Origin of the sequence: Chitinibacter sp. ZOR0017, assembly GCF_000799095.1 — a bacterium.
In the GTDB taxonomy this organism is placed as follows: Bacteria; Pseudomonadota; Gammaproteobacteria; order Burkholderiales; family Chitinibacteraceae; genus Chitinibacter; species Chitinibacter tainanensis.
The window spans coordinates 61287-81084 of sequence record NZ_JTLG01000023.1 but is presented as its reverse complement, the minus strand read 5'-3'; the positions used below and the strand labels follow the sequence as shown (position 1 = coordinate 81084).

At 57.9% G+C, this 19798-nt stretch carries 21 protein-coding genes; 11 read left to right on the top strand and 10 right to left on the bottom strand.

Annotated elements, in window-relative coordinates; translation table 11 throughout:
* The first annotated feature begins 129 nt into the window (after nucleotides 1–129).
* Genes L991_RS09260 through dxs form a run of 3 tightly spaced genes read left to right on the top strand, consistent with a single transcriptional unit; the run spans nucleotide 130 to nucleotide 3172 of the window.
* Nucleotides 130–366 carry an exodeoxyribonuclease VII small subunit gene (locus L991_RS09260; RefSeq protein WP_028448562.1) on the top strand — a complete coding sequence of 79 codons (237 nt, stop codon included), beginning with the start codon at nucleotides 130–132 and terminating at the stop codon, nucleotides 364–366.
* A 2-nt stretch (nucleotides 367–368) separates the two neighbouring features.
* Nucleotides 369–1265: a polyprenyl synthetase family protein gene (locus L991_RS09255; RefSeq protein ID WP_047394476.1), complete on the top strand. Its 897-nt coding sequence runs from the start codon at nucleotides 369–371 to the stop codon at nucleotides 1263–1265.
* A gap of 38 nt (nucleotides 1266–1303) precedes the next feature.
* Complete coding sequence (gene dxs, locus L991_RS09250; RefSeq protein ID WP_047394474.1) at nucleotides 1304–3172, top strand: 1-deoxy-D-xylulose-5-phosphate synthase; 1869 nt, start codon at nucleotides 1304–1306, stop codon at nucleotides 3170–3172.
* Between the two features lie 121 nt (nucleotides 3173–3293).
* Here the strand turns inward: dxs and L991_RS09245 are convergent, their stop codons facing one another.
* Nucleotides 3294–5255, bottom strand: a complete 1962-nt coding sequence (locus L991_RS09245; RefSeq protein ID WP_052190772.1) for a YadA-like family protein — start codon at nucleotides 5253–5255, stop codon at nucleotides 3294–3296.
* A 216-nt stretch (nucleotides 5256–5471) separates the two neighbouring features.
* On the opposite strand from L991_RS09245, the gene L991_RS09240 reads away from it, so the two are divergent.
* Nucleotides 5472–6596, top strand: a complete 1125-nt coding sequence (locus L991_RS09240) for a hypothetical protein (RefSeq protein ID WP_047394471.1) — start codon at nucleotides 5472–5474, stop codon at nucleotides 6594–6596.
* Here L991_RS09240 and L991_RS16525 read toward each other — a convergent pair.
* Nucleotides 6556–8427 carry a sensor histidine kinase gene (locus tag L991_RS16525; RefSeq protein ID WP_052190771.1) on the bottom strand — a complete coding sequence of 624 codons (1872 nt, stop codon included), beginning with the start codon at nucleotides 8425–8427 and terminating at the stop codon, nucleotides 6556–6558. The two genes, L991_RS09240 and L991_RS16525, sit on opposite strands and share 41 nt — an antisense overlap.
* A gap of 31 nt (nucleotides 8428–8458) precedes the next feature.
* Between L991_RS16525 and L991_RS09230 the strand changes: the two genes are divergently transcribed.
* Entirely contained in the window at nucleotides 8459–9022 is a 564-nt protein-coding gene (locus L991_RS09230; protein WP_047394468.1) for a response regulator transcription factor, read from the top strand.
* 36 nt (nucleotides 9023–9058) lie between these two features.
* Here the strand turns inward: L991_RS09230 and L991_RS09225 are convergent, their stop codons facing one another.
* Nucleotides 9059–9334 (bottom strand): cupin domain-containing protein, encoded by a 276-nt coding sequence (locus tag L991_RS09225; RefSeq protein WP_047394465.1) that lies wholly within the window; start codon nucleotides 9332–9334, stop codon nucleotides 9059–9061.
* A 139-nt stretch (nucleotides 9335–9473) separates the two neighbouring features.
* Here L991_RS09225 and L991_RS09220 point away from each other — a divergent pair, with 139 nt between their 5' ends.
* Nucleotides 9474–9677 (top strand): bacterioferritin-associated ferredoxin, encoded by a 204-nt coding sequence (locus tag L991_RS09220; RefSeq protein ID WP_231550525.1) that lies wholly within the window; start codon nucleotides 9474–9476, stop codon nucleotides 9675–9677.
* A 153-nt stretch (nucleotides 9678–9830) separates the two neighbouring features.
* Here the strand turns inward: L991_RS09220 and bfr (L991_RS09215) are convergent, their stop codons facing one another.
* Together bfr (L991_RS09215) and bfr (L991_RS09210) are read right to left on the bottom strand one after the other, a co-directional pair.
* A complete protein-coding gene (gene bfr, locus L991_RS09215) occupies nucleotides 9831–10301 on the bottom strand; it encodes a bacterioferritin (protein ID WP_028448569.1) in 471 nt (156 codons plus the stop codon).
* Nucleotides 10302–10325: 24 nt separating this feature from the next.
* Nucleotides 10326–10799: a bacterioferritin gene (gene bfr, locus L991_RS09210; RefSeq protein WP_028448570.1), complete on the bottom strand. Its 474-nt coding sequence runs from the start codon at nucleotides 10797–10799 to the stop codon at nucleotides 10326–10328.
* A gap of 256 nt (nucleotides 10800–11055) precedes the next feature.
* Between bfr (L991_RS09210) and hisN the strand changes: the two genes are divergently transcribed.
* Both hisN and L991_RS09200 read left to right on the top strand, forming a co-directional pair.
* Complete coding sequence (gene hisN, locus L991_RS09205; RefSeq protein WP_028448571.1) at nucleotides 11056–11832, top strand: histidinol-phosphatase; 777 nt, start codon at nucleotides 11056–11058, stop codon at nucleotides 11830–11832.
* A gap of 30 nt (nucleotides 11833–11862) precedes the next feature.
* Complete coding sequence (locus L991_RS09200; RefSeq protein ID WP_047394460.1) at nucleotides 11863–12696, top strand: sulfurtransferase; 834 nt, start codon at nucleotides 11863–11865, stop codon at nucleotides 12694–12696.
* A gap of 68 nt (nucleotides 12697–12764) precedes the next feature.
* On the opposite strand, the gene L991_RS16965 is transcribed toward L991_RS09200, so the two are convergent.
* The 3 genes from L991_RS16965 to L991_RS09185 all read right to left on the bottom strand — a co-directional run bounded on the left by L991_RS16965 (nucleotide 12765) and on the right by L991_RS09185 (nucleotide 15047).
* On the bottom strand, nucleotides 12765–14093 hold the full coding sequence (locus tag L991_RS16965) for a DUF805 domain-containing protein (protein ID WP_081986608.1): 1329 nt from the start codon (nucleotides 14091–14093) through the stop codon (nucleotides 12765–12767).
* A gap of 99 nt (nucleotides 14094–14192) precedes the next feature.
* Nucleotides 14193–14666 carry an isoprenylcysteine carboxylmethyltransferase family protein gene (locus L991_RS09190; RefSeq protein ID WP_047394454.1) on the bottom strand — a complete coding sequence of 158 codons (474 nt, stop codon included), beginning with the start codon at nucleotides 14664–14666 and terminating at the stop codon, nucleotides 14193–14195.
* A 48-nt stretch (nucleotides 14667–14714) separates the two neighbouring features.
* The gene (locus tag L991_RS09185; protein WP_028448575.1) at nucleotides 14715–15047 is read right to left on the bottom strand and encodes a multidrug efflux SMR transporter; all 333 of its coding nucleotides are present in this window, start codon (nucleotides 15045–15047) and stop codon (nucleotides 14715–14717) included.
* Nucleotides 15048–15294: 247 nt separating this feature from the next.
* On the opposite strand from L991_RS09185, the gene L991_RS09180 reads away from it, so the two are divergent.
* The gene (locus tag L991_RS09180; RefSeq protein ID WP_051258651.1) at nucleotides 15295–15900 is read left to right on the top strand and encodes a GPR1/FUN34/YaaH family transporter; all 606 of its coding nucleotides are present in this window, start codon (nucleotides 15295–15297) and stop codon (nucleotides 15898–15900) included.
* A gap of 149 nt (nucleotides 15901–16049) precedes the next feature.
* Here L991_RS09180 and L991_RS16520 read toward each other — a convergent pair whose 3' ends face one another.
* Nucleotides 16050–16607 (bottom strand): PEP-CTERM sorting domain-containing protein, encoded by a 558-nt coding sequence (locus L991_RS16520; RefSeq protein ID WP_052190770.1) that lies wholly within the window; start codon nucleotides 16605–16607, stop codon nucleotides 16050–16052.
* 161 nt (nucleotides 16608–16768) lie between these two features.
* Entirely contained in the window at nucleotides 16769–17650 is an 882-nt protein-coding gene (locus L991_RS09170) for a hypothetical protein (protein ID WP_028448577.1), read from the bottom strand.
* Nucleotides 17651–17888: 238 nt separating this feature from the next.
* Here L991_RS09170 and L991_RS09165 point away from each other — a divergent pair, with 238 nt between their 5' ends.
* Entirely contained in the window at nucleotides 17889–18494 is a 606-nt protein-coding gene (locus tag L991_RS09165; RefSeq protein WP_028448578.1) for a peroxiredoxin, read from the top strand.
* 151 nt (nucleotides 18495–18645) lie between these two features.
* Nucleotides 18646–19797: a cell division protein ZapE gene (gene zapE, locus L991_RS09160; RefSeq protein ID WP_052190769.1), complete on the top strand. Its 1152-nt coding sequence runs from the start codon at nucleotides 18646–18648 to the stop codon at nucleotides 19795–19797.
* Nucleotide 19798 lies beyond the last annotated feature (1 nt).

Sequence of the window (19798 nt, the reverse complement as noted above, 5' to 3'; positions counted from 1 at the left end):
CAGCGCTGCATTTAGCCCAGAACAAGCCCAAAGCGGTTGGCTGAGGTAGAATAACGCGCTTGCAATTTTCTGCCGGGCCCTTGGATGAGCAAACTCCAGCGCCAGGCAGCCCACCGATCGAGAGACTGAATGGCAAAAGCGGCGAAAACCCAGTTACCCGAACATTACGAAGCCGGCGTGGCCGAGCTGGATCAGCTGATTAGCCAGCTGGAAAGCGGCCAGCTGCCGCTGGAGCAAAGCCTGGCCGCCTATCAGCGCGGCATCGAATTGCTGCGCTTTTGCGAAGGCAAGCTGGCCGCGGCCGAGCAGCAAATCAAGGTGCTGGAAGCGGGGGAACTCAAACCGCTGGATGAGCAAGGAGCATAAGCATGGCCGCAAACGATTTCAAAGCCTGGATGGGCGATGTGCAGGCGCAGATGGAAAGCGCGCTGAGCATCTTTTTACCAGCCAGCACCCAGCTGCCTGAGCGCCTGCACGATGCAATGCGCTATAGCGTGCTCGATGGCGGCAAACGGGTGCGCCCGCTGCTGACTTTTGCGGCCGGCCATTTGGTGAATGCCCCCGCCGAGCGGCTGCAGGCGGCGGCGGCCGCGGTCGAAATGATTCATGCTTATTCGCTGGTGCACGATGATATGCCGGCGATGGATAACGATGTGCTGCGGCGTGGTAAACCTACCGTGCACGTGGCCTTTGGTGAAGCCACTGCTTTGCTGGCCGGTGATGCGCTGCAAGCGGCGGCTTTTGATGTGCTGAGCGAGCGGCAGCTGGCCGATTCGCCGGCCGATCAGCTGAAAATGGTGCACCTGCTGGCCCGCGCGGCTGGCAGCTTGGGTATGTGCGGCGGGCAGGGCATTGATCTGTATAGTGTGGGCCAAGCACTGACGCTGCCCGAGCTGGAACGGATGCATATTTTGAAAACCGGCGCGCTGATTCGCGCGGCGGTGTTGCTGGGCTCGTATTGCGGCCAGCCGCTGAGCGAAGCCGAGCGCCATGGTCTTGATCATTTTGCTAAATGCATTGGTCTGGCTTTCCAGGTGGTAGACGATATCCTCGATTGCGAGGCAGATTCGGCGACCTTGGGCAAAACGGCCGGTAAAGATGCCGCCAATAACAAACCCACCTACGTGGCCCTGCTGGGCATGAAGGGGGCGAAAGACAAAGCTGCGGAGCTGAAACAGGCCGCGTTCGATGCATTGCTGCCGTTTGGCGAGCGTGCGCAATACTTGCATGCCCTGGCTGGGTATATTGTTGACCGCAAATATTAATCAAGCCTAGAAGTAAATACCCCTTGGGGCTGAATAAAATGACTTACCCAATTCTCGATCAAATTGATAGCCCGGCTGATGTGCGCGCCCTTGCGCGCGAGCAATTACCGCAGCTGGCGCAAGATGTGCGGCAGTTTCTGCTCGATTCGGTCAGCCGCACCGGCGGGCACTTTGCCTCCAATCTCGGCGCGGTCGAGCTGACTGTGGCGCTGCATTATGTGTTTGATACGCCGCATGACCGCTTGGTGTGGGATGTGGGGCATCAAAGCTATCCGCATAAAATCCTCACTGGCCGCAAAAACCGCATGCACACCATGCGGCAAAAAGGCGGCTTGGCGGGCTTTCCCAAGCGCGATGAATCGGAATACGACACCTTTGGCGTTGGCCATTCTTCCACCTCGATTGGTGCGGCGCTGGGCATGGCCGAAGCCGCTTTGCTCAAGGGCGAAAAGCGCAAAGCCATTGCCGTGATTGGCGATGGCGCCATGACGGCCGGGCAGGCGATTGAGGCGCTGTTTAACGCGGGCCACCGTGATTTGACCGATCTGTTGGTGATCTTGAACGACAACGAAATGTCGATCTCACCGAATGTGGGCGCGTTTAATAATTATCTGGCCAAGCTGCTATCCGGCAAGTTTTACAACGGCATTCGCCAGGCTTCGGGCAAAGTGCTCGAAGCGATGCCACCGCTCAAAGAGCTGGCCAAACGCGGCGAAGAAAGCGTGAAGGGCTTTTTAACCCCGGGCACGCTGTTTGAAGAAATCGGCTTTAACTATATCGGCCCGATCGATGGCCACGATATGGAAACCCTGGTGGCCACGCTGTCGAATATTCGCCAGCTCAAAGGCCCGCAATTTCTGCATGTGGTGACCAAAAAAGGCAATGGCTACAAACTCGCCGTGGCCGACCCGGTGAAATACCACGCGGTCACGCCATTTACCCCGGCCGATGGCATGGCCGGCAGCAAAGGCGGTGGCAAACCGACCTTTACCCAGATTTTTGGCGACTGGCTGTGTGATATGGCCGCGCAAGATGACAAGCTGGTGGGCATTACCCCAGCCATGCGCGAAGGCTCGGGGCTGGTGCGTTTTCATCAGGAATACCCAAGCCGCTACTTTGATGTGGGCATTGCCGAGCAGCATGCGGTGACGTTTGCGGGTGGCCTCGCCTGTGAAGGGCTCAAGCCCGTGGTGGCGATTTACTCGACCTTCCTGCAGCGCGCCTACGATCAGCTGGTGCATGATGTCGCGCTGCAAAATCTGGATGTGACCTTTGCGATTGATCGCGCGGGCCTGGTTGGCGCCGATGGCCCAACCCACGCCGGTAGTTTTGATTTGTCTTACCTGCGCTGTATTCCGAATGTGGCGATTTTGGCGCCGGGCGACGAAAACGAATGCCGGCAAATGCTCTACACCGCGTATCAACACCCCGGCCCTGCCTGTGTGCGCTATCCGCGTGGCAACGGTATGGGTGTCGCTGTCGAGTCTGAAATGCGCGCCTTGCCGTGGGGTAAAGGTGAAGTGCGCCGGCAAGCTGGGCCGAGCGCCGCGCGGAAAGTCGCGATTCTGGCCTTCGGCACCGTGCTGGAAGCCGCCTTGCAAGCCGGCGAGCAGTTGGATGCCACGGTAGTGAATATGCGCTTTATCAAGCCGCTGGATACCGAGCTGATCAATACCCTGCTGGCCAGCCATGATCTGTTGGTCACAGTGGAAGACAACGCGATCATGGGTGGTGCTGGTAGCGCAGTGCTGGAAGCCATGATGGCAGCCGGCCAGTGCAAGCCGGTGTTGCAGCTGGGCTTGCCCGATAGCTATGTGGAGCATGGCGAGCAAAAACAAATGTTGGCCGAATGTGGGCTGGATGCCGATGGGATTGCCACCGCCATTCGCGCGCGCCTCGCTGTCTAAGCGATCAACTGCCGCAGTTGCACCGCAAGCAAAAAGCCAGACCTGAGTCTGGCTTTTTCTTTGTGCGGCAGGGTATGCCTCTACAAGCTAATTAATGAAAGGAGTCTGAGTGTATACCCTCTTAGAGCTTCCAGGCGATACCGGTGCGGAAAGCTGGTTTGCCTTGTAGGGCATGGCCAACGCCGACATTGATTTGTGCGCCGGCCTGATTCACATGCACCACGCTAATCCCCACCGCGCTTTGCCCGTCATAATGGCCGAAACCCACGCTGATGCTGGTTTCGCCCGGCGCCACGCTCATCTGTGGCGTGCTGGCCATGCTGGCGGCAATGCCGCGAGCCGCCATTTTGCGCACATAGTCGGTGTAATTGACCGATTCTTGAAATTTCTGGTCGACGTATTGCGGGCTGAGCGAATCAAAATTCAACTCGGCTAGCGCTTCGTCCACATAGCCTTTGGTGGCGGCGTCGCTCGCTTCGAGCGGGCGGGCAACCTGGGTGATGCGGCGTTCCTGCCCGCTGCTGCCGACCGAGACGGTATTGTCGGCCGTGGTGCGCGAGCCAGCCCCCAGTGCGACGGCATTGCGGTGGGTGGCTTGGGCATTGCTACCGATGGCAATGCTGTCGGTGGCGCCAGCCAGGCTGCGTTCTCCCAAGGCCAGGCTGCGGCTTTGGCTAGCTTGGCTTTCGCTGCCCAGCGCCATACTACGCTCGCCACTGGCGCTACTTTGCGCCCCCAGCGCTACGCTGCGCACGCCGCTGGCCTGACTTTCACTTCCAAGCGCCACACTGCGCTCTGCCGTGGCTTGGCTGGCATAACCATAAGCCGCCGCTTGTTGCTGGCTAGCACGGCTCTGGCTGCCGCTGGCGAGGGCGGCGCTGCCAATCGCTTGGCTATCACGGCCCAGCGCTAAGCTGGCCTCGCCATCGGTCTGACTCCGTTGCCCCAGCGCCAGGCTGCCATTGGCGTTGGCACTACTGCCCGCGCCCAGTGCCACGGCGCCTTCCCCCGCGGCATTGCTATTGGCACCAGCGGCCACGGCCTGCTCACCGCCGGCGGTGCTGCCTGAGCCCAAGGCGGCCGCCATCGAGCCATCGGCGCTGGCTTCGCTTCCCAGGGCCACACTGCTGGCACCATCTGCACTGCTTAAATTGCCCACGGCCACGGCATTGCCGCCGTCCGCACTGGCCGACTCGCCCAGCGCCATGGCTGCATCACCGCTGGCATAGGCATCGTTGCCGGCGGCGAAGCTGCCGCGACCAGAAGCCGTGCCACCAATCGCAATCGCATAATTGCTGCTGGCCTCGCTGTCCTTACCAACGGCAATGCTTTTCAGCCCGCTGGCGAGGGTTTTGCTGCCCACCGCGGTGCTACCCAGCCCGCTGGCCTGGCTGGTGCCGCCGATAGCCAGAGTGTCGTTGGCCGTGGCCTGACTGTCGTTCCCAAAGGCCGCGCTGAAATTGCCGCTGGCCACGCTGGACGTGCCGGCGGCGATGCTGGCTTCGCCACTGGCCTGACTAAAGCTACCGATGGCGCTACTGGCCGACCCGCTGGCCTGGCTGCCAAAACCATTGGCCGTGCTGGCTTCCGCGCTGGCGTTGCTGCTACCGCCAGTGGCGGTACTCCATTTGCCGCTGGCTTCACTATTGCTGCCTTGGGCGAGGGCATTTTCGCCGCTGGCTATGCTACTTACCCCCAGCGCCACGCTGCCTTCACCATTGGCTTGGCTATCCGCACCCAGCGCCTGGGCATAGTCGCCCGTCGCGCGGGCCGATGAGCCCACCGCCACGCTATTCCCCCCGCTGGCTTCACTAGTGGCGCCCAGCGCGGTGGCACTGTTGTTAGTGGCTTGCGCGCCATAGCCCACGGCCAGCGTGCGTTCCTGATTGGCCAGGCTACTGACCCCCACCGCCGTGGCCTGATCAGCGCTGGCTTCGCTCAGGCTGCCGACTGCCAGCGATTGATTGCTGCCGGCGGTATTGCCGCCCGCGAGTTCATCACCGGCGTATGCCGTCGGGGCGGCCAGCAAGCCGGCCAAGAGCAGTGGAGTGAGGTGCAGCGTGCGTAATTGAAACGGGGGCATGTTGAATTCCTTGTCTGTAGGGCTTCGCCTTTAGTGATGGTGTGGTGGCGAAATCGGGGCGGATTGTCGGTCGGGCGGAGGGCGAGGCGGAATACGCAAATTTGCGTAATTACGGGGTGAGCGCGGCCTAAACCGCTGCAATTACGCAAATATGCGTATTCATCTGCCCGCATCCGCTCGCCACAATGGCCGGCATCAAGACAAAGGAGTGCAACGATGTTGGGAGAACTATGGCGTTGGCTAGTGGCGCTACTGGATTGGCGCGGTTGGTGGCGTTTGCTAACCGGGCAGGCGGTGGTCGATGTGGTGTTTATCAGCAATCTGCGTGATGAAGCCGAGCGGCAGCGGTTTTTTGGGCGCTGGCGGCCGCGCTGTGGGCACGCCAATGGCCCGCGGCTGTATTTGGGCGGCATCGCCGGGCGCATTCGCGGCATTGATGTCACCGCGGAAGAAATGCTGAGTAAAGAAGGGCGCAAACGGGCGCAGCAGCTGTTTATTGCGGCCTGTGAATGGGCCGAGCAGCGCGGGGCCAAAGTGATTTTGCTGGCGGCTTCCACCAAGCGCTTATTCGGGCGCGATGGCCGGGCCTTAAAAGCGCGTTTTCCGAATCTGCTGTTTACCATTGGCGATAATGGCACCGCCACCATGCTGTGGGCCGATATGCAGCGCGCCCTGAGCGCTGCCCAGCTGGGCACCGAGGCGCGGGTGCTGGTGATCGGGCCGTATGGCATTCTGGGCGAAATGGCGACCCGGCAGCTGTTGCAGGCGGGGTATGAGGTGGTGGGCTATGGCGCGAACGCGACGGCCTTGGCCGAACTGGCCGAGCGTTATCCAATCGCCACGCATACCGAGCTTGCCGATGTGGGCGCGGTGGATGCGGTGATTGCCTGCACCCACAGCGCCGCCGCAAAGCTCGATGCTGCACGGGTGGCGCAGCTCTCTCGCCCGGGGCGGCGGCTCTTGGTGGTGGATGTGGCGGAGCCCGCCAATCTGGATGTCAGCGCCTATGCCGCTTGCCGCGCCCAAGTGGTGCGTCAGGATGCGGGTAATGCCTACAGCCGCCGCCTGCAGTATGTGCTGGGGCCATTCTCATGGCGGATGCTGATGTTATCGCGCGGGGTGATGTTTGGCTGTTTTGCCGAAGCCATGGCGCTGTATCGGGCGATTCATCAGGCGGGCGAAGCGCAACTGGGCGAGGTAGATTGGTTTGTGGTGGATAAAGCCCGCATGCAAACCGTGGCCACAGCCCTTGCCGCCGCGCAGGTGGAGTTACCCACACCGCGCTGCTTTGGCGCCCCGGTTAGCAGTTTTGCGCTGGGGGCCGCGGCAGCACAATACTAAACACGGTGCCGCGCGGGCCGGAAGCCAGTTGCAACCGATAGCCCGATTGGGCGCACAGGGTTTGCACAATATACAGCCCCAGCCCATAGCCCTGATGTTCGGCCGAGCGACGGCCACTTTGGGTAAAGGGCTGCAACAGGCGGGCCTGGTCGGCGGGATGAATGCCCGGCCCGCTATCCCACACCTGCAGCAACAGTTGACCGGCTTGCCGGCGCAGCCCAAACACCACGCCCCCTTGCTCGGTGTAGCGCAGCGCATTGACCAATAAATTATCCAGCAGCCGGTTTAGGACCGTAGCCGAGGCGGGGTAACTCAGTCGCGTAGCCACATAGCGCAGACGCAAGCCTTTGGCCGCCGCGGTGGGCAAATGGCGCTGGTAGGCGGCGATCAGTACGTCATCCAGCGCCAACTGGCCGGAGTGGCCAGCCGCATGCTGCTGGCGGGCATCTTGTAGCAATTCTTGCAGCAGATCTTCGGTGTAGCGCAGCGCCTCGGCGATATGCTGGCCAATGCCGGCGGTGCCGGCTTGGGCTTGCAGAGCCGGAATCGCCAGCCGGATCGCCGCCAGCGGTTGCGAAAGATCATGCCCGGCGGCGGCAAGCTCAAGCTGCTGTTGCTGCTGGCGCTGCTGCAGCGCCAGTTTATCGGCCTCGGCTTGCGCTAGTTGCTCGGCCTCCAGCAGTCGTGCTTCCAGCTGGCGGGCGTGACTACGCTGCAGGCTGTGCATGCGCCAGCCCAGCGCGGCGGCAAAACACAGCGCTTCCAGTAAATAGCCCAGCGGCGGAAACACACAAAAAGGTAGGCCATGCAGCACGCCCATAATGCTGAGACCAAACAACACATTCACAAACAGCAGCAGGCAGGTGGTGCCGGCCAGATACCAGCCCGCTGCGGGTAGGCGTTGTCGCCAGGCCAGCCAGCCGGCGAGCAAGGGTAGGGGCAGATGCAGCAGCGCGGTGGGCATCAGCAAAGCCAGGCTACCGGTGAACTGATAGACGGTGGCGCTCAAGAGTGCGGCGGCCATTACCAGCAAATAGGCCTGCCACAGCCGCGGCGCGCGGCGGCGCAGATCAAAGAGATTGATGGTAAACGCTGCATGGCTGCAATGGATCGCCGCCTGTAGCCACATCGGGAAGCCCTGATTCCACAGCCCCGCATTGGGCCACAGCCATGGAAATAAAAAGCCGCCAATCTGCAGCAAAAACACAATCGCCAAGCCCACCGTCATGGCGTAGTACAAATACGCGGGTTGCTGCTCGATGTGGTAATGCAGCACGGCCAACAGCAGCAAGGCCAGCAAGGCGCCGATTACCAAGCCGGTAAATAGATTGCTGCGCGCCAGCTGCTCGGCATACTCCGTAGGGGTAACTAGCTGTAGGCTAAGCGGGGTATCGGCATGCACGCGATACCTCAATAAATAAACTTGAGGCTGCGTACTGGGCGAAATCGGTAAGGCTAGCAGGCGGCTGGGCCAGGGGCGGGCGGCATACGGGCTATCTGGGTGTAATTGCAGTAGCGGGCGGGCCGCTGGGCCTTCGCCTTGATACAAAGTGAGCGCTTCAATATCGGGCACGCCCAATGTTAATAGCCGCGTCTGCGGGCTGGCGGCGATCTCGAGTCGTACCCAGCGTTCGCGCTCGCCGGCATCGGCGCGCACCCAGCCAGCTTGCCAGCGTGCGGCCATGCTGGGTACGCCCTCGGGGCTATCGGCCAGCATCTGATAAGGCACCGCACTAGCGGCCAAGGCTGGCTTGGCAAGCAGCGGCAAAGCCATGACAATGCTGAGCATGATCAAGCGAGCGATGTGAAATAGATCGATGCGGATACTCATTGCGGATGACCACGCCCTTTTCCGGAGCGGATTGAAATTATTACTGGGGCAACAGCCGGATTATCGCATTGTTGGCGAAGCCGCGAGTGCTGGCGAGCTGCGGCAGCTCTTGGCGCAACAGCCGGCCGAGCTGGTGCTGATGGATTACCAGATGCCGGGCGAAGACAGCGCGGCGGTATTGTCGTGGCTTAAGCAGCGCTATCCGGCCACCAAGATCTTGATGCTCACCGGCGTACAAGCCGGCGCCGTACTGGCGCAACTGGTGCAGGCGGGCGCCGATGGCGTGGTGCTTAAAGACGGTGAGGCCAGCGAATTACTGCACGCCATGGCCCAGGTGCTGGCTGGTGTTCACTATGTGAGCCCGGCAGTGGCGGCGCGGATTAATCAGGCCAACGCGCTGCAGCTCACCCCGCGCGAATTTCAGATCTTGCAGGCCATTGCCGCTGGGCAATCCAGCCAGGAAATCGCCGCGCGCTTGTTGATTTCGGCGCGCACGGTGGATAAACATCGCGAAAATCTGCTGGCGAAATTTCAGGTCAGCAATGCCATGCAGCTGGTGCAGCAAGCACGGCAGGCGCAGCTCTTGGCCGATTAGGGCGCGGCCCGCGGCGGCGTTGTTACGCCAATGCCACTAAGCAAACTGATAGTGTTTGCGCAGCGGGGCGGTGATTTGCCAGGTGCAGCGCATCCCCGCCGGAAAAGTCGCCAAGTCGCCGGCGCTAATGGTAACTGGCTCGCCCCCTTGCGGCGTGACCACTACTTCGCCTTCCAGTAAATAGCAGGTTTCGCTGGCGTCGTAAGTCCAGGGAAAAGTGGCAATGCCTTTTTCCAAGATCGGCCAGCGGGCCAGACCCAGCTCGGCCTGCCGGGCGGCGCTGATTTGACGTTCCAGTTGAATACGCGACATGGCAAAACTCCCAATTCAATGCGCCGATTGTACCGCCGCCGCTAGTCGATTCGGGTGAAATTTTCGCTTGTCAGCCCTTGCAGTTTTTTAGATAATGAGAACAATTATTAACAAGGTTCTCACTTCAATGATCGTTTGCGTGTGCAACAATGTCAGTGATAAAGCCATCAAACGGGCGGTCGAGCACGATGGCGTTCGCACCTACATCCAGCTGCAACGGGCTACCCAAGCCGGCACTTGCTGTGGCAAATGTTGTAGCTGCGCCAAACAGGTGCTGAAAGAGGCCGTCGATCATTACGAAGAGAAAATGCTGGCCGATCTGCAAGATCTGGCCTTTGCCTAAATACACCATCTGGGTATGTGCTGGCAGGCTGGTTGAAATATCGCCTAGCGTTATATACCCCGATAATGACAAAAGCCCGAGCATGCTCGGGCTTTTGTTTGGTCTGCAGTCAGCCGTAGCTGGCCCAGCCTACGCGGTAGGCACCGCTGCCACTTAGCTCGCCTGCGATTGCAGGTAGTTGGGCAGGCCCAGCGCTTTGATCAGGCGCAGCTGCTGTTCCAGCCAGTGCGCGTGATCTTGCTCGGTGTCGTCCAGCAAGGTGAGCAGCATGTCGCGGGTCACATAATCTTGCTCGGTTTCACAGATGGCCATCACTTTTTTCAGTGCGGCGGCCACTTCGTATTCGGTTTGCAGATCCAGCTCCAGCATTTCCGGCACATCTTTGCCCACCCGCAGCGGGGTGCGTGCCGCAACATTGGGCGTGCCTTCCAGGAATAAAATCCGGGCGATCAGCAGTGTGGCATGGCCGATTTCATCCTGACGCTCGTGATCAATGCGCTCGTAGAGCTTGCTATAGCCCCAGTTGTGATACATCTGGCTGTGGACGAAATATTGATCGACCGAGGTGAGTTCGGCGGCCAGCAGCTCAGAGAGGCCGGCGAGGACTTTTGCGCTTCCTTGCATGATGATGCTCCTGTCGTGGGCGGCTTAGTCGCCGAAAGCCTGCGATTGCAGATAATTGGCCAAGGTCATTTCCTTGATCAGGGTTTGCTGGGTTTCCAGCCAGTCGACGTATTCTTCGACTTCTTCCAGAATCTCGGTCAACAGATCGCGGCTGACATAATCCTGCGCGGTTTCACAGGTTTGCACCGCGCTGCGCAGGCTGGCCAGAAAACCGGTATACAGCTGCAAATCACAGCCCAGCATTTCCTGCACGTCTTCACCGATCAAGAGCTTGCCCAGATCTTGCAGATTAGGCAGCCCTTCAAGGAACAAAATCCGCTCGATCAGTTTATCCGAGCGTTTCATGGCGTCGATCGACTCGTGGTAGACCTTGTCGTTCAGGCCTTTGAAACCCCAGTTTTTGTAAATCCGGGCGTGCAGGAAGGTTTGGTTGATGGCAATCAGCTCATTGCCGAGAATGCCATTCAACGCCTTGATGACTTGTTTATCGCCTTGCATCGTGTTCTCCTTGCTGGCTGGGCCAGTCTGACGGTGAGACAGGGTGGTCAACCTGCCAATTGAATAAAAGTGTACGCTTTTAGTCGGGAATTTCAATTGAAAATTTCAATGCAAGTAATTGAATAGAAATGTAAATCGAAACATAAATACAAATAATTCTCGCTAATTCAGTGAATTGGTGATTTTTCTGGCTCGCCGCCATTCTGCAATAAAAAGCCCGTAAAATGGTGTAGATGAATTTTTGAGGAGTAAACCCGTGATTGTCAGTGCCGAACAAATTGCTTTTGCCCACCAACTGGCCGAGGCCAGCGCCGCCGTGATTCGCCCGTATTACCGCAGCGGCTTGGCGATTGATGACAAAAGCGATAGCAGCCCGGTGACGCAAGCGGATCGCGAGGCCGAGCTGGCCATGCGCGCGCTGATCAATCAGCTGCGCCCGCAAGACGGTATTATTGGCGAAGAATTTGGCGCCGAACGCGATGATGCCGATTGGGTGTGGGTGCTGGATCCTGTTGATGGTACCAAGGCCTTTATCACTGGCCGGCCGATGTTTGTGACCTTGATTGGCCTCTTGTATCGCGGCCAGCCGGTGCTGGGCGTGATCAACCAGCCCATCGCCAACGAGCGCTGGGTGGGCGTGGTGGGACAGGGGTGCACGTTGAATGATCAGCCGATCAGCGTGAGCGATATTCGCGATTTTAGCCGTGCCCGTGTTGGCACCACCGGCCCGCAGTATTTTAGCGACAGTGGCCGCGCCGCCTTTATGCAATTGCAGCAAGGCGGGCGCTTTACCGTGTATGGTGGCGATGGCTATCAATATGCGCTGGTGGCCACGGGCGGCCTGGAGCTGGTGGTGGAAGAGGGCCTGAAACTGCACGATTTCGCCGCAGTTGCCCCCGTAGTGATTGCCGCCGGCGGCCTGATGACCGACTGGCAAGGCCAGCCGCTCACCCGCAGCAGCAGCGGTCGCGTGATCGCCGCCGCTACCCCCGAGGTGTATCAGGCTGCACTGCAGGCTATGCAGGCCGCCTAAGCCTATACCCCTGTTAAATTGGAGTACAGCATGTCGGTATTGATTGAAGTTGGCGAGTTACTCACCCTGCTAGACCAGCCGGATGTGGTCATCATCGATTGCCGGCATGATCTGGCCAACCCCGACGCAGGCCGCGCCGCCTATCTGGCCGGCCACCTGCCCGGGGCGCATTTTCTGGCGCTGGACGACGATCTATCCGGCCCCAAAACAGGCCGGAATGGCCGCCACCCTTTGCCGGCCGCGGCCACGCTGGCGTTAAAGCTCGGCGGCCTGGGGATTGGCCCGCGTACCCGCGTGATTGCCTATGACGCCAGCGGCGGACCATTTGCCGCCCGGCTATGGTGGCTGTTGCGCTGGCTGGGCCATGATCACGTGCAAGTGCTGAACGGGGGCTGGCCCGCCTGGCTGGCCGCCGACGGCACCGTACAGCAGAGCATTGCCGCGATTGCGCCGCAAACGTTCCCGCTGGCGCAGCGTAGCGATCTGGCGGTGAGCGCCGAGGCGGTGCTGGATAATCTGAGCCAGCCTCAGTTTCAAGTGGTGGATGCCCGCTCACCCGAGCGCTTTGTCGGCATTGGCGAAACGCTTGATCCGGTCGGTGGGCATATCCCGGGCGCCGCCAACCGCTTTTTTATGCATAACCTCAGCGACGGCCATTTCAAAAGCCCGGCGCAATTGCAGCAAGAATGGGGGGTATTGCTCGGTGAGCTAAGCCCTGCGCAGCTTGTGCACCAATGCGGTAGTGGGGTAACAGCCTGCCATAATCTGCTGGCGCTCGAATATGCCGGCCTCGGTGGTGGGCGGCTGTATCCGGGGTCGTGGAGCGAATGGTGTAGCGACCCAGCCCGGCCAGTTGAGTGCTAATGCCTTCGTGCAAAGGACGGTAACGCCCACCCATTCAAAAAGCGCACCACGGTGCGCTTTTTAATTGGTTATTGCTTCTCAGGGTCTGGTAGGCCTAGCTTTTGGCGCAATTGCCTGTCGTAATTACTTTGAAGCGCCCGTTTAGCTAGCGCTGCATTCGGGTATCCAGCACCAGACTCATGCTGTACTCGTTGCATAAAGGGAGCTACCTCGGCATCAGCAACAATATGTCGAGACGCTGGTGGCAGATCTGCTGCTGGTAGTGGTTGTTGCAGACTACGCATCGCGGTCAGCAGGGCTGCATCGGCTTGGGCTTGCAATTGCGCACGATAGGCCTCGGCATCGGTAATGGCTTTGCCGGTTTCTTCAAAATAGGTAGCCATTGCCAATTTCAGCCAACGGTCGTCGACCGTTTTGCGTGCAGCTTTAAACAAGACTTGCACTTCTTGCTCATTTAAAGGGCGGCCAGCCATGGCTTTTTCTAGCGTAAATAGATAACGGCTGTTGCTTAGCTGGGCAACGCCAAGGAAGCCACTGACCAGTAAGATGCCAGCCACCAAGACGCTGAGAGCGGTGCCTGGTGGTTCGCTGGGTGCACCATAAAGATTGTCATGCTCACTACCCGGCCAGACCGCTAATAGGAGAGGTAGCAACACGCTGCAGCACCAGCATATCGCATATTGTCCGTAGCTTAAATTGGCACCGTTGCGCAATAGATGCTGGCATGCCCCCATAATTAGTACGAATGTTGCGGCCCAGTATGCAGGCAAATTCAAGTCGTGCAGCCGCAGTGCGGCGCAGCGGAAATACTGCCAACCCGTCCAGAGCACCAGCGGCCCGATGAGCAAAAGCAGTAACCACCCCCCGCCAGTCTGTGGGGAAATGTTCATGCGGATTAACAGCGGTGGCAATAACAGAGCCGCAATAACGCAGGGGAGAAATGAGTAGATTAGATTGAGCGTGTAACGACGTCGCCCAAAGCGCCCCTCAAGATTAAGAGCTGTCCATGGCGGGGTGTAGCTCGGCTCGTCGAATGTAGGAGCTTGGTTTGTGGTGGCGGCAGGTTTACTTGGAGTCGGTAAGTTAGGAGTATCGGATACAACTGGCTCTGCGGTTGCTTCAGATGCTGTCGAATTGCTGATGGGCTCCATCAGAGTTAGCTCGGTGCGGATCGGGATTGCGCGCAGTTCAACCCCCATTTTTGCAAAGTGTTGAATGTACTGTGTGGCCTGATGAGCAGGTAACTCTTTTTTGATGACCGTAGGCGCTTGATTGAGGAGCTGTCTCGCTCGTGATTCGTCGATTTTAAACGCAGCAGCCAAGCTGCTTAGCGCCTGTTCGATAGTGGTTTCTGCCAGCAGGCGCCCGGTTAGCTCGATCGACACACTTTGCGTCATGTTATGCTCGGTAAGTAAATCTCCGGTTATTTTAATTTTTCACGAAATTTATTAGCCAGTTTTAATTTGAATTTGTGCAAGGTTTTCTGGCGCAGTTAGTTAGCACCAGCGCCGCACCTCTTGGCAATAGCGTGCAAATGGCGCACCAAATTTCGCCAACATGGCCCGTTCTTCGGGGATGATCTGAAAACGCTGCAGATACAGCACAAAGGCCGGCAAGAGCCCCAGCGCGGCCAGATTGGCTTGCCAATCGGCCCAGCCCGCTAGCATCAGCGCAAAGCCCAGATACATCGGATTACGGGTATGGCGGTACACGCCGCTGCGCACCAGCTGGCTGGCGGCGGCGGGTTGACGTGGATCGAAGGTGGTGCTGGCCTGCCTAAAAGCCTGCCCGCCGGCCAGTACCAGGGCCAAACCCAGCGCCAGCAGCAATAAGCCCACCGGGCCATTGAGTGGCAAGGCGATATTCAGCGCCGGGGTGGCCGCCGCCAAGGCCGCCATCAGCACGGCGGTGATGGCCAGCAAGGCCATGGGCATGATTTTCAGTTCGAGTGGGTGTGGCGATGGCTGCATCTATATACCCCTGCGTAGTATTGCCTGCGAGGCAATATCCTACTTGGCTTAGTGGCCAGTACTGTTAGAGAACACATTCATTACGATCACGCCACTGACAATCAGTGCAATGCCCAGCAGGGCGGCAAGATCAAGCTTTTGCCCGTAGAGCCACCAGCTGGCGACGGTGATCAGCACAATCCCGATCCCCGACCACAGCGCATAGGCAATGCCAACCGGGATTGTGCGCAAAGTCAGCGACAAACAATAAAACGCCACGCCGTAGCCGGCAATCACAATCAGCGAGGGGCCCAGTTTGCTAAAGCCTTCACTGGCTTTAAGGGCGCTGGTGGCGATGGTTTCGGCCACAATGGCCAGCAATAAAATCAGCCAGGGTTTCATTTCTATTCCTTCATCCAATCATCCCGGCGATTGTGCAGAGGCGAGCGGCAAATAGCCAGCGGCCTGTCGCCCATTGTCAAGAATTACCGCTGCGCGCGGCGCTAGGCTGGCGGGAAATTGATCTGATGCAGTGATGCACTGTAAATAATGCCATTGGTCATGAAATATTGATCCTGACCAAGCGCCGATCAGGGTTTCACAGTATAGAATGCCGCTCCATTTACCTGCTTTTGTCATAGGACGCGTCATGTCAGCCGCTCACCCGCTTGCCCAATCCACCCTTACCGTGACCGAAACCGCCGCCAATCCAGCGCCATTGGGCCTGATGGGCTTTGGCATGACCACGGTGCTGCTTAATCTGCATAACGCCGGTTTGTTCGAATTGAACGCCATGATTTTGGCGATGGGGATTTTCTACGGCGGCCTGGCGCAAGTGATTGCCGGTATTTTCGAATCGAAAAAGAACAATACCTTTGGCATGACGGCGTTTACCTCATACGGCATGTTCTGGCTGACGCTGGTGGCGCTGATTGTATTCCCACAGTGGGGTATTGCCCCAAAAACCAGTGAAACTGCGATGGGCTGGTATTTACTCGCCTGGGGTATCTTTACCGCATTCCTGTTTGTGGGCACGCTGCGGATGAATTTCATCACCCAGTTTATTTTCGGCTCACTGACCGTGCTGTTTTTCTTGCTGGCGATTGGTGATTTCACTGGCAGTGCAGCCATCAAAACCATCGCTGGCATTGAAGGCATTATCTGCGGTAGCGCGGCGATTTACTCGGCCATGGCGCAAGTGCTGAATGAAATCTACGGCCGCGAATTGCTGCCGATGGGTGGCAAGGCGCACTGAGATTGAGGGATTGGCTTGAGGCCAATTGTGGCCTCTAATCGCAGACCATAGCATTTTCACTTCCAATGATATGCCCGTCTGACCCTTAAAAAGCCCGCATTTGCGGGCTTTTTTGCACTACACGCGGACATTAATTGATTTTGGCCGGCTTAGACGTTTTGTTTTCGACGGCGAGCGGCAAAAAGGCCAATCAGGCCCAAGCCCATTAACGCATAGGTTTCTGGTTCTGGTACTGGTGCGGTCATTTGGACATTGACTTTGTCGATGCCCCAGGTGCCGCTACCAGGAATCGTTGAAAAGAAGAATGAAACCTGAGTTTGGGTGCTGGTTGCAATAAAGCTACCGGTGCTGGCAATCCAGTTAGTGGTCGTAGGAGCGCTTACCGAGTCCGCATAGCTGCCAAAGCCAAAACGCAAGGCATTGCCACTAATTTGATAGGCTTTACTCAGAAACGACAGGTCATATTTAGCGCCCACTACTGTGCTAATTACTTGTGATAGCGTCGCATAGCCATCGTTGTCATAGCCCCATGCATGTGCATCACCGGGTTGGGCACTAAAATACGTGCTGGTTTGGCACAGGTCAGCACCTGAGCAGCTCCAACCGCTAAGGCCATTGCTAAAGTCGCCATTGCTAATCAGATTCGCATGGGCGCCAGCAGCCGTGATGGCAAGAGCGATGGCCGTCATTGTTTTAATCATTTTCATCTCATTTCCAGAGTAAAGTTAAATAAAAACGCCAACCGAAGGTTGGCGTTTGCTTTATGTCAGGAAAAGGGACTGCTTACAATAAGCCATCATACAGCCTGTGATGCCAATCACCTTGTGATTGTGTTTATTTGCAATTAGGTAAAACACCTACTAGAGGTTTAGTTCAGCCGGTTCCAGCTTTTGGTGGCGCTATTAAAGAAGCCCGACTCGCGGTAGGCTTTTTCGATGATGCCTTTATCGCGCAGGCGATCCAGACCGATATTCAGCTGCTTGGCTACCAGTGCGCCATTGGGGTCGAGCCGGCTAACAAAGAAATGCCGGCTGCCTTGCAGGCCAACTTTCACATTGGTGATCGGCACTAATTTTTTGCCGCCTACATCCATGGATAAATCAGGCGTGGGCTGGAAGGGCGCCAGTACCACATCGGCGCGTTTTTTCACCAGCATGCCCACCATGGAATCCCAGCTTTGGGTTTTCAGCAGATTAGAAAACTTCAGGCTTTCCAGCGTGGCCACATCGGGCTTCCAACTATCGGCCACCACCGCGGTGAGCTTTTGCAGCTCCGGCAGCGTACGGGTGAGGCGGGCTTCTACATTATCGGCGGTGGTGTAAAAGCCGGCTTCAAATTCACCATTGCGAATCACCGGCTCAGACACGAACACCTTATCGCTAAGCGGTTTAAGATCGATCTGCCAGGCGCTATTGCCCCCCATGGTGACATTGCCGGTCATGATTTCTTTGATATAGCGATTGTAGGAATCGCTGCTGTTATCGACTTTCACCAGCTTAATTGGTAAGTCATTGCCGCCAGCTTTCAGCGCCTGCATCACCAAAACAATCTCGACCACATCGCGGCGCGAGCCTGGGCCGCCGTAGTTGCTGAGGGTGAGCGGATCGCGCTGGCCGATGAATTTTTGGTAATCGTTGTAGACATCCTGCTGGGTCAGGATGGTGATGGTTTTATCGTTGGCCCAAGCGGTACTGGTGGCTGCGGCGGTCAGGGTGAGCGCGCAGAGTAAACGTTGAAACAAGCGCATCATCAAATCCTCCTAGAATGGGCTGAACCCATCATGGCAAGTTGTAAGGCAAAAGGCAATCGCGATAAGCCTGTAGCCCGCAACTGCATAAAGCTGACAACATCCGGCGCGCCAATGTGCCGGAGGCTATGGGCTGAATAGAAATTAGCTATCAGGCAGATGAAAACTCTTGATTTGACGATCGTCGCCCAGATATCTACAGTGTTGCCGACTTTTACCGAACCCTTTTAGGAGTTTTAACATGGCTGTATTGGTTGCTAAGCAAGCCCCTGACTTCACCGCCGCTGCCGTTCTGGGCAATGGCCAGATCGTTGACAACTTCAACCTGAAAGAAGCCACCGCCGGCAAATACACGGCCATCTTCTTCTACCCACTGGACTTCACTTTCGTTTGCCCATCTGAGCTGATCGCTTTTGATCACCGTCTGGAAGAATTCAAAAAACGCAATGTGGAAGTGATCGGTGTATCGATCGACAGCCAATTCACTCACGCTGCATGGCGCAACACTCCAGTTGAGAAAGGCGGTATCGGCCAAGTGGGTTACACCCTAGTGGCTGACGTGAAGCACGAAATTTGCCAAGCTTATGATGTTGAGCTGGCCGATGCGGGCGTGGCATTGCGTGGTACTTTCCTGATCGACAAAAATGGCGTGGTACAACACCAAGTGGTGAACAATCTGCCACTGGGTCGTGATATCGACGAACTGCTGCGTGTGATCGACGCGCTGCAATTCACCGAAGAGCACGGCGAAGTGTGCCCAGCCGGCTGGAACAAAGGCAAAAAAGGTATGAAAGCCGACGCGGATGGCGTGGCTTCTTACCTGGCTGAAAACGCCGCTGCACTGTAATTGAAGCTCATCACTTCGCGCCATGCGCGAAGTGATCGCTCCGCCAAGCCCCGCCCAGCGGGGCTTTGTTGTATCTGCTTGGCCTTGCGGCAATCTGCCCGCCGCCGCGCATGCCGTATAATCTGGCTAACCAAAATGCCGCAGGAAAACTATGTCTCAACATGTGATTGCCCCACCACAAGCCGGCGTTAGCCCGCTGACTTGGTATCAATCGCTGGCCAGCCAGCCCGGCTTTATTGCCGACCAATCGCAAGCCGCCGCCATCGAGCGGCTGGAAGCGCTGTGGCAATCGCTGGTGGTGTTCAAGCAAAAGCGCAATCGCCTGTTTGGTAAAACCCTGCTGCCGATGCCCGATTTACCGCGCGGGCTGTATTTTTGGGGCGGTGTAGGGCGAGGCAAAAGTTTTTTGATGGATGCGTTTTATGCCGGCCTGCCGTATAAACGCAAAAAACGTCTGCATTTTCACCACTTTATGCAGGAAGTGCACCGCGATTTGCGCGCGCAGCAAGGCAGTGATGATCCGCTCACCAAAGTCGCCGATAAATGGGCCAAAGCCGTGCGCGTGCTGTGTTTTGACGAGTTTCACGTCTCCGACATTGCCGACGCAATGATTCTGGGGCGGCTGATGGAGCAACTATTTAACCGCGGCGTGGTGCTGGTAACGACGTCGAATTACCCGCCCGATGGGCTGTATCCGAACGGGCTGCAGCGCGCGAATTTCCTGCCCACCATCGAGCTACTGAAAAAGCGGCTGGATGTATTGAACGTCGATGGCGGGCAAGATTTCCGCTTGCGCACGCTTACCGCCGCGCGCACCTATCTGTATCCGCAAGATGCCGCCAGCGAGGCCGAGTTGGGCGAGCTGTTTGCCAAAATGGCAACCGGCCACGATCAAGATCCGCAGCTCACCCTTGAAGGCCGCAAGCTCAAAGCCCGCCGCCGCGCCGGTGGTGCCATCTGGTTTGATTTTGCCGTGCTGTGCGGCGATGGCCGTGGTCAGGCCGATTATCTGGCGCTGGCCCAGGAATATCACACCGTCTTTCTCACCGGCCTGCCCAAGCTCAAGCCGGAAAACAGCAATCTCGCCCGCCGCTTTACCTGGCTGGTGGATGTGTTTTACGACCACCGTGTTAAACTCATCATCGGCGCTGATGTGCCGGTGGATCAGGTGTATGTCGAGGGTCTGCAAGCCAGCGAATTCTTCCGCACCGCCAGCCGCCTGACCGAAATGCAATCGAAAGAATATCTCGCGCTGGCGCACCAAAGCGTCGAGCAAGCGCAAGCGGGCGTGATCGAGACCTAAT

Coding starts and splice junctions, on each gene's coding strand:
- L991_RS09185 (WP_028448575.1), bottom strand. CDS start 15,047: ATGAAACCCTGGCTGATTTTATTGCTGGCCATTGTGGCCGAAACCATC.
- L991_RS09225 (WP_047394465.1), bottom strand. CDS start 9,334: ATGTCGCGTATTCAACTGGAACGTCAAATCAGCGCCGCCCGGCAGGCC.
- L991_RS16525 (WP_052190771.1), bottom strand. CDS start 8,427: ATGAGTATCCGCATCGATCTATTTCACATCGCTCGCTTGATCATGCTC.
- L991_RS09255 (WP_047394476.1), top strand. CDS start 369: ATGGCCGCAAACGATTTCAAAGCCTGGATGGGCGATGTGCAGGCGCAG.
- dxs (WP_047394474.1), top strand. CDS start 1,304: ATGACTTACCCAATTCTCGATCAAATTGATAGCCCGGCTGATGTGCGC.
- L991_RS09190 (WP_047394454.1), bottom strand. CDS start 14,666: ATGCAGCCATCGCCACACCCACTCGAACTGAAAATCATGCCCATGGCC.
- L991_RS09245 (WP_052190772.1), bottom strand. CDS start 5,255: ATGCCCCCGTTTCAATTACGCACGCTGCACCTCACTCCACTGCTCTTG.
- L991_RS16965 (WP_081986608.1), bottom strand. CDS start 14,093: ATGACGCAAAGTGTGTCGATCGAGCTAACCGGGCGCCTGCTGGCAGAA.
- zapE (WP_052190769.1), top strand. CDS start 18,646: ATGTCTCAACATGTGATTGCCCCACCACAAGCCGGCGTTAGCCCGCTG.
- L991_RS09170 (WP_028448577.1), bottom strand. CDS start 17,650: ATGATGCGCTTGTTTCAACGTTTACTCTGCGCGCTCACCCTGACCGCC.
- L991_RS09240 (WP_047394471.1), top strand. CDS start 5,472: ATGTTGGGAGAACTATGGCGTTGGCTAGTGGCGCTACTGGATTGGCGC.
- bfr (WP_028448569.1), bottom strand. CDS start 10,301: ATGCAAGGAAGCGCAAAAGTCCTCGCCGGCCTCTCTGAGCTGCTGGCC.
- L991_RS09165 (WP_028448578.1), top strand. CDS start 17,889: ATGGCTGTATTGGTTGCTAAGCAAGCCCCTGACTTCACCGCCGCTGCC.
- L991_RS09260 (WP_028448562.1), top strand. CDS start 130: ATGGCAAAAGCGGCGAAAACCCAGTTACCCGAACATTACGAAGCCGGC.
- L991_RS16520 (WP_052190770.1), bottom strand. CDS start 16,607: ATGAAAATGATTAAAACAATGACGGCCATCGCTCTTGCCATCACGGCT.
- L991_RS09180 (WP_051258651.1), top strand. CDS start 15,295: ATGTCAGCCGCTCACCCGCTTGCCCAATCCACCCTTACCGTGACCGAA.
- L991_RS09200 (WP_047394460.1), top strand. CDS start 11,863: ATGTCGGTATTGATTGAAGTTGGCGAGTTACTCACCCTGCTAGACCAG.
- bfr (WP_028448570.1), bottom strand. CDS start 10,799: ATGCAAGGCGATAAACAAGTCATCAAGGCGTTGAATGGCATTCTCGGC.